Genomic DNA, 6,862 nt, shown 5'->3' on the forward strand with positions numbered 1-6,862 from the left:
GCAAACCCCGGCTCGGCGAGGGTTTGATCCATTGACTCGCGAAGGCACCTGATCCGTGCTTGCCGACAATGTTCCCGCGCCGATGGGCGCCCCTGGTGGCTGCCATGTGTGCACCGCAACCACCGCGCAGCGGCGGCGGGCAGACCGGTCTCGCGGTGTCAGGAACCGGTGGGGGCGACGTGACGGTGACCAGCGAGCCGGCGATCGTCGACAGCACCGTGCGCGCCGCCTCCGGTGTGTACACCGCGGCCGACTTCTAACTCCCAGGAGGTGAACCGAGCCGGATCCACGCCGTCGGCCGCTCCGGTCTACGGCTCAGCCCCATCGCGCGCGCGGGGGTCGCTGTGCCAGGCCGGGGCCACCGCGCGGGAGCTTCTGCGGTATGTCGCGTGAAATGCTCGCCCGCTTCATCCGGCTGGCTGCTGGGCGGCGCCGTGCCCGCTGGCGCTGCTGGCTTGGTTCCGCTGGTCAGCGTGCGCGCATGCGGTTGTTGCGGGCGTCGTGAGTCAATTCGGCCAGGCCGAGTTCCTCCAGCAGCGGGGGCAGATACATGCCGAACCGGCCGCGGTAGCCCTTACGCAGGCCGTACCAGCCGCCGACCGGGTTGTCCGATGAGCGGCCCCATGCCTCCACGGTGCCGTCGGCGGCCGGTTTGTTCTCATCGGCGGCGCCGAGTGGCACCCAGTCGCCCTGTTCGCGCAGCCAGGCGTGCAGGTCCTCGACCGCACGCAGCCGGTAGCTCAGCCGTGTCGAGCCGACCTGGCAGACCAGCGCCGGCGGATCAGCGGCCTCGTCGCGGTAGACGGTGTACTCCGACGATCCGGGCGGTGTCCGCAACACCCACGGATCGTCCTTGGTCCCCGCCGCCATGTGCCCACCCCCATTGCACGACCCCTCACCACCACCAGCCGGCTGCTTGGCTCTGCCGGCAGATCATGCCGCTGCCGGGCGGCGACGGCGGTATGAAACGCTGAACCAACCTGCACATTACGTCGATCGAGGCAGCTCGGGCGGGCACACCCGCGACGTTCAGCGGAACCGTGCCTCCGCGTCATGCGGACAAGCCCGCGGCTGAGGCCCCGCAACAACCGCAGAAAGCGCCGTCCGACCCGCCACGCGGCATCTGCTGGACGATCCCCTCAGTAGCCGACGTCCCGGCGACGGAACCCGGCATAGCCGAGCACGGCCACCGCCGCGGCCACCAGGGCGATCGTCAGCAGCGGCAGGACGACCAAGTCGTCGAGCGGAACCCTGGGTGTGTGGGCGAACGGCGAGGCCCGCTGCGCCCAACCGGGCAGGTCGAACTGGTCGGCGAAGAGCGCGACGACCGCGCAGTAGGCCACGGCGACCCAGGCGACAACGGCACAGAGCCGCGGCGCCCAGCCGATGGTCAGCCCCGCCACGGCGATGATCAGCCAGACCGCGGGCACGTGGGCGAGCGCGACGCCGATCAGTCGGGGCACCTGGCCGGCGTCCGAGACGGTCAGGCCGTACGCGAGGCCCTCGCCGAGGCCCGCGGCCGCCAGCACCACCGCGCTGCCGGCGAGGGCGACGCTCAGGTGGGCGGCCAGCCAGGTGCCCCGGGCCGTCGCGGTGGCCAGGACCGGCTCGGCCCGGCCGGACGTCTCTTCCGTCCGCATACGCAACATGCTGCTGACGCCGTATCCGGCGGCGATGAGGGCGGCCATGCCGACGGTCAGCGCCAGGTACGAGTCCACGATGTCGTCAGCGCCGCCGGCCAGCAGGTCGGCGATCGCCGGGTTGTCGCGGATGTACTGCTCGATGGTGTTGCCGATGGAGCCGTACGCGGCGCCGAGCAGCCCGAGCCCGGCCGCCCAGCCGGCCAGCGCCCCGCGCTGCAGCCGCCAGGCCAGCGCGTACGCGTTGCCCAGTGCCGGGGAGGCGGCGGCCCGCCCGGGGCGGGACGGGATCAGGCCGGCACCGAAGTCGCGACGGCCGAGGAGCAGAACTGCCAGGGCTACCGCGGCGGCGGTGACACCCAGCGGAAGCAGCAGCGGCCACCAGCGGTCCTCGACGTACGGGAAGGTCCGCTGGCCCCAGCCGATGGGTGAGGCCCAGGACAGCGCGCCGCTGCCGACATCACCGGCCGCGCGCAGCACGTACGCGGCACCCAGGAACATCGCGACGAACCCGTATACGGCCCTGGTGTTCTCGAAGATCTGCGCGGCGACCGCGGTGAGGGCGGCGAACGTGAGACCCACCGCGGCGACCGCCGCGCCGAACAGGGCCGAGCCACCCGCCGGCAGCCCGGTGCCGATGGCCGCGCCAAAAACCAGCGCGCCGACGGCCAGGTCGGCCAGTCCGGCGAGGCCGAGGGCCGCCGCGAGCGGTGCGTTGCGGCCGACCTGGGCCGAGCGGACCAGTTCGGCCCGGCCGGACTCCTCGTCGGCCCGGGTCTGGCGGCCGACCAGGAACATGCTCATCAGGGCGACCACGACGGACACGAACGCGAAGATCTCGAAGACGATCTCCCCGCCGATCGTCTCGAGCAGCCGGGTAGGCCCACTCATCGCGATCACCGCGGTGTTGCCGCCGATGGTCTGCCGCAACCGGTCCAGGCTTTCCGGTGTGCCGTACAGGTTCTGGCTCTGGGTGGACTGCACCAGCACCAGCAGCGTCGCCCCGACCAGCCAGAACGGCAGGCCGACACGTTCCCGGCGCAGCATGAAGCGCAGTAGCCGGCACGTCCCGGTCACGAGGGCACCTTCTCGTCGCCGTAGTGGCGCAGGAACAGTTCCTCCAGCGTCGGGGGTGTGCTCGTCATGCTGCGTACGCCAAGCGGGGCGAGCCGGCGGACGACGGCGTCGAGCTGGGTGGTGTCGACGTCGAATCGCGCGTGGTGGTCCTCGACCACGATGTCGTACACGCCCGGCATGGCGTCCAGGCCGACCGGCTGCTGGGCGGTCTCCACGGTGATCGAGGTGCGGGTCAGGTGACGCAGGTCCCGCAGGGTGCCGGTCTCCACGGTGCGTCCGAGCCGGACGATGCTCACCCGGTCGCACAGGGCCTCGACCTCGGCCAGGATGTGGCTGGACAGCAGCACCGTGCGGCCCTGCCCCTTCACCTGCTGGATGCACTGCTGGAACGCCGACTCCATCAGCGGGTCCAGGCCGGAGGTGGGCTCGTCGAGCAGTAACAGCTCGGCGTCCGAGGCCAGTGCCGCGACCAGCGCGACTTTCTGCCGGTTGCCTTTGGAGTAGGTGCGGGCCTTCTTGCGCGGGTCGAGGTCGAAGACGTCGAGCAGGTCGTCCCGGCGCCGCCGGTCGAAGCCGCCGCGGAGCCGGCCGAGCAGGTCGATGGCCTCGCCGCCGGTGATGTTCGGCCACAGCGTGACGTCGCCGGGCACGTACGCGAGCCGCCGGTGCAGGGCCACCGCGTCCCGCCACGGGTCACCGCCGAGCATCCGCACCGTGCCGGAGCCGGCGCGGAGCAGGCCGAGCAGCACCCGGATGGTGGTGGTCTTGCCGCTGCCGTTGGGTCCGAGAAAGCCGTGCACCTCGCCGGTGGCGACGGTCAGGTCGAGCCCGTCCAGGGCCCTGGTGCGGCCGAACACCTTCACCAAGCCGGTGCTCGAGATCGCGGCCGATTCGCTGGTCATGCCCTCATCGTTGCGATCCGCCGAGGGCGAATCCAGGGTGGATTCCGGCGTACTTGCGGCCGGAACCGTTGCCGGATTCCGGCAACGCGGACCCTGGGCAGCCTACGCCTGGTCTTCGGGCCAACCGAGGAGCCGGGCGCCGAGCACCGCCGCGTGCAGGGTGAAGCGTTGGGTGGGTTCGCCGGGGTGGTAGCCGGTGAGGTCGCGGATGCGTTCGAGGCGGTAGCTGACGGCGCGTACCGACAGGTGCATCTGCCGGGCGGTGGCGGTGTGGTTGCCCTGGTTGTCGAAGAGCACGGCGAGCGTGTCCAGGTACAACCGGGCGCCGCCACGAGCCGTCCGCAACGGCCCTAGCACCGTGATGACCAGGTCGGTGATGGCTTCGCGGTCGCGCAGCAGGACGGGGAAGACGAGCAGGTCGCCGGCGTGGAGGACCGGTGTGGTGAAGCCGAGCTTCTCGGCGTGGTCGAGGGTGCTGCCTGCCTCGCTCAGTGACGTCGCCAGGCCGCGAAGGCCGGGCTGAGCGCGGCCGATGCCCAGTTGCCACTTTCCCGCGCCGAGTTGGGCGAGCAGCAGGTGAGCGAGCTCCGCGCCGACGCCACGCAGTCCGCCGACACTGATGCATACCAGTTCGCCACCGCGCAGGGTGGTGAGTGTGTTGCCGTCGCCGAACCGGGCGGCGAGGGCGACGTCGATGCGGTGGCTGATGTCGGCGGTGATGCCCGCCCCGCGGGCGATCAGGACGGTGTGGGTGGCCGCCAAACGGATGCCGTAGCGGTGAGCTCGTGCGGCGAGCTCGCCCGGTTCGGCCCGTCCGGTGAGCAGATCGTTGATGAACTCGGCCCGGTCCAGATCGTGCCGCTCGACTTCGGCGTGGTCCTGCCGGATGAAACCGTGGCACACGCTGTCCAGCAGTGAGTGAGTGGCGCTGAACAGTTGTCCCGCCCGCCGATGCATTCCGGCCGGCGTGTCCACGGCGTCCGGGGACAGCTCCGCCCAGACCGCGGCAGCGGCCTCCAGCACCGCAGAGGCAAGATCTGGCAGCCGTACGCCCGAATCCGCGGCCCGGGCGCCCAGCCCCTCACCGGACATCCGTGCTCCACCCGGCGCGCGCAACAGGGCCGCGCACTCGTCGACGAGCTGGCGACGGGCGCCGGGGCCGGGGCCGGGGCCGGCCGGGTCAGACGCCGACATCGCGGCGGTCGAAGAGGACAACTCCGGCGGCGGTGGCCAGCGCGCCGACGGCGACCGGCACCAGTAGGTGTGCCGGGTGCCAGCCGGTGTGCAGCGGATCAGTGCCGAGAGCGTAGTAGAACGGGGAAAGCCAGCGCAGCCACTGCCAACTCGCCGTCATCCCGGCGAAGGCGTCGGCCAGAAAGGCAATCATGGCGAGGGTCCCGGCCGAGGCGAGCACCCAGGCCCGCTTGCCGGTGACGGCGCCGGCCAGAAAGGCGATGCCGCCGAAGCACCAGACCAGTGCGACCAGCCCGGTACCGGCGGCGGCAACGTTGGACAACGCGATGTCGATGCCGATCGCCGGAACGATCACCATCAGCAGGAGCATGGGCACCGCCGCGACCACGGTGACCGCGGCACCGGCCGCGGCCAGCCGCTGCCACGCGAAGGCCCGCCGGGACAGCGGATTGGCCAGCAGCAGCTCCATGCTGCCATCCTGCTCGGGGCGGGCGATGGTGCGTTCGATCAGCGTGATCGCAGACATCAGCAGCAGCAGCGGGCCGAGCAGGCTGAAAACGGTGGCCTGCAGGTAGCCGGCGGGCGAGAGCATGTCGGTGATGCCGAGGAAATCGAGCATGTCCTGCGGTAAGGCCTGCTGCTTGAGCTCGGCGGCCCCTTGGAACTGGGGGTAGAAGGACGTGTAGGTTGCGGTGAACGCGGCGACACCGGCGATCCAGCCGACCAGCGCGAGGCGCTCGTCGTGCCACGTCTTACGCACCAACGCGGGAAGCATCGCCGGCTCCTTCCGAGTGGTAGTAGTAGGACAGGAAGGTTTCCTCCAGGTCCGGTTCCGCGGCGAGCAGGTCCACGACCTCGTGCCGCGCTGCAGCCTTGATCAGCGGATCGAGGCGTCCGTCCACGGTGCATCTGAGCACCGGGCCGGACACGGTCACCTCGTGGACCCCCGGCAATCTCGAGAAATCCTCCGCATCGATGGGATCAGCGAAGTGGATCTCGACAGCCCGGATCGCTCGCTTTCCCAGCGACTCGACCCGTTCGACGGCGGCCAGCCGACCGGCCCGCACGATGGCCACGCGATCGGCGACCTCTTGCACCTCAGCGAGCACGTGCGAGGACATGAACACCGTCTGCCCGTCTGCGCGGGCCTCCCGGACCAGCGCCAGAAACTCCTGCTGCATGAGCGGGTCGAGACCGCCGGTCGGTTCGTCCAGGACAAGCAGGGCCGGCCGGTGCATGAATGCCTGGATCAGCCCTACCTTCTGCCGGTTGCCTTTGCTCAGCGCGCGCAGCGGCTGAGAAAGGTCGATCTCGAATCGGTCGGCCAGTTCGGTCACCTGCGACCAGGCGACGCCGCCTCGGGCGTCACCGAGGAACCGCAAGAGATCAGCGGCCCGGTCCCGGCCCGGGAAGGACAATTCTCCGGGGAGGTACCCGATCTGCCGGTGCAGCCGTGCTTTGTCCCGCCGGGGGTCCTGACCGAGGACGGTGGCCTGCCCTCGGGTCGGCCGCAGGAAGTCGAGCATCATACGGATCGTTGTCGTCTTGCCCGACCCGTTCGGCCCCAGAAAGCCCATCACCTCGCCGGCGTGGACCTGCAGATGCAGGCCGTCGATGCCGCGGCGCGGCCCGTAGAACTTGGTCAGGTCGTCTGCACATACCGCCAGGTCCGAGGTCATAGGCCATATCGTCGTCACCTCAGCCCCAGGTAGCCAGGTCCGGCACCGGCCGATATCACCCCGCAATGGTTGCCGGGACTCGGCAAGGCAGCGTTTGTCGCGGGCGGCTCGTCGACAACAGCGCCGATCCGCCTGAGTGGGCGCTGCTCACGTCCGAAGGTCTCGGCGGCGATATCCGGCGATGCCAGCCACCGTCAGGACGGCTGCCGCAATCAGCAGCACTGCGGAGGCCGTCGTATTGGGGCCGGTGAGGGGTACCGGGGCCAGATGCGCGAAGGGTGAGAGGTCGCGGACCCAGGTCGGGGCGGCGATGCTTTCGGCGATGACCAGCAGCAGGAATCCGCCGGTGGCGGGCAGACTGCCGATGAGG

Annotated in this window: 8 protein-coding genes; 1 reads left to right on the plus strand and 7 read right to left on the minus strand. The window is 70.7% G+C overall.

What is annotated here, in order from left to right:
• The first annotated feature begins 104 nt into the window (after positions 1-104).
• Entirely contained in the window at positions 105-260 is a 156-nt protein-coding gene (locus tag Ari01nite_RS43520; RefSeq protein WP_203789870.1) for a hypothetical protein, read from the plus strand.
• A gap of 208 nt (positions 261-468) precedes the next feature.
• Here Ari01nite_RS43520 and Ari01nite_RS43525 read toward each other — a convergent pair whose 3' ends face one another.
• The 7 genes from Ari01nite_RS43525 to Ari01nite_RS43555 form a co-directional block, all read right to left on the minus strand.
• Positions 469-870: a DUF6855 family protein gene (locus Ari01nite_RS43525; protein WP_203789872.1), complete on the minus strand. Its 402-nt coding sequence runs from the start codon at positions 868-870 to the stop codon at positions 469-471.
• Between the two features lie 269 nt (positions 871-1,139).
• On the minus strand, positions 1,140-2,717 hold the full coding sequence (locus Ari01nite_RS43530; RefSeq protein ID WP_203789874.1) for an ABC transporter permease: 1,578 nt from the start codon (positions 2,715-2,717) through the stop codon (positions 1,140-1,142).
• Positions 2,714-3,619 (minus strand): ABC transporter ATP-binding protein, encoded by a 906-nt coding sequence (locus Ari01nite_RS43535; protein ID WP_203789876.1) that lies wholly within the window; start codon positions 3,617-3,619, stop codon positions 2,714-2,716. Before Ari01nite_RS43535 ends, Ari01nite_RS43530 begins: the two co-directional genes overlap by 4 nt.
• A 102-nt stretch (positions 3,620-3,721) precedes the next feature.
• Positions 3,722-4,813, minus strand: a complete 1,092-nt coding sequence (locus Ari01nite_RS43540) for a PucR family transcriptional regulator (protein ID WP_203789878.1) — start codon at positions 4,811-4,813, stop codon at positions 3,722-3,724.
• Positions 4,800-5,588 (minus strand): efflux permease Rv1217c-related protein, encoded by a 789-nt coding sequence (locus tag Ari01nite_RS43545; protein ID WP_203789880.1) that lies wholly within the window; start codon positions 5,586-5,588, stop codon positions 4,800-4,802. Before Ari01nite_RS43545 ends, Ari01nite_RS43540 begins: the two co-directional genes overlap by 14 nt.
• Positions 5,566-6,492: an ABC transporter ATP-binding protein gene (locus Ari01nite_RS43550; protein WP_203789882.1), complete on the minus strand. Its 927-nt coding sequence runs from the start codon at positions 6,490-6,492 to the stop codon at positions 5,566-5,568. Before Ari01nite_RS43550 ends, Ari01nite_RS43545 begins: the two co-directional genes overlap by 23 nt.
• A 147-nt stretch (positions 6,493-6,639) precedes the next feature.
• Positions 6,640-6,862: efflux permease Rv1217c-related protein (locus tag Ari01nite_RS43555; protein ID WP_498371182.1), on the minus strand; the 223-nt coding region annotated here is incomplete at its 5' end.

Source organism: Paractinoplanes rishiriensis (assembly GCF_016862375.1).
GTDB lineage: Bacteria > Actinomycetota > Actinomycetes > Mycobacteriales > Micromonosporaceae > Actinoplanes > Actinoplanes rishiriensis.

Bases quoted from the DNA above. Each gene is read 5' to 3' on its own strand.
- Ari01nite_RS43520 (WP_203789870.1), top strand. From the start codon at position 105: ATGTGTGCACCGCAACCACCGCGCAGCGGCGGCGGGCAGACCGGTCTC.
- Ari01nite_RS43525 (WP_203789872.1), bottom strand. From the start codon at position 870: ATGGCGGCGGGGACCAAGGACGATCCGTGGGTGTTGCGGACACCGCCC.
- Ari01nite_RS43535 (WP_203789876.1), bottom strand. From the start codon at position 3,619: ATGACCAGCGAATCGGCCGCGATCTCGAGCACCGGCTTGGTGAAGGTG.
- Ari01nite_RS43540 (WP_203789878.1), bottom strand. From the start codon at position 4,813: ATGTCGGCGTCTGACCCGGCCGGCCCCGGCCCCGGCCCCGGCGCCCGT.
- Ari01nite_RS43545 (WP_203789880.1), bottom strand. From the start codon at position 5,588: ATGCTTCCCGCGTTGGTGCGTAAGACGTGGCACGACGAGCGCCTCGCG.
- Ari01nite_RS43550 (WP_203789882.1), bottom strand. From the start codon at position 6,492: ATGACCTCGGACCTGGCGGTATGTGCAGACGACCTGACCAAGTTCTAC.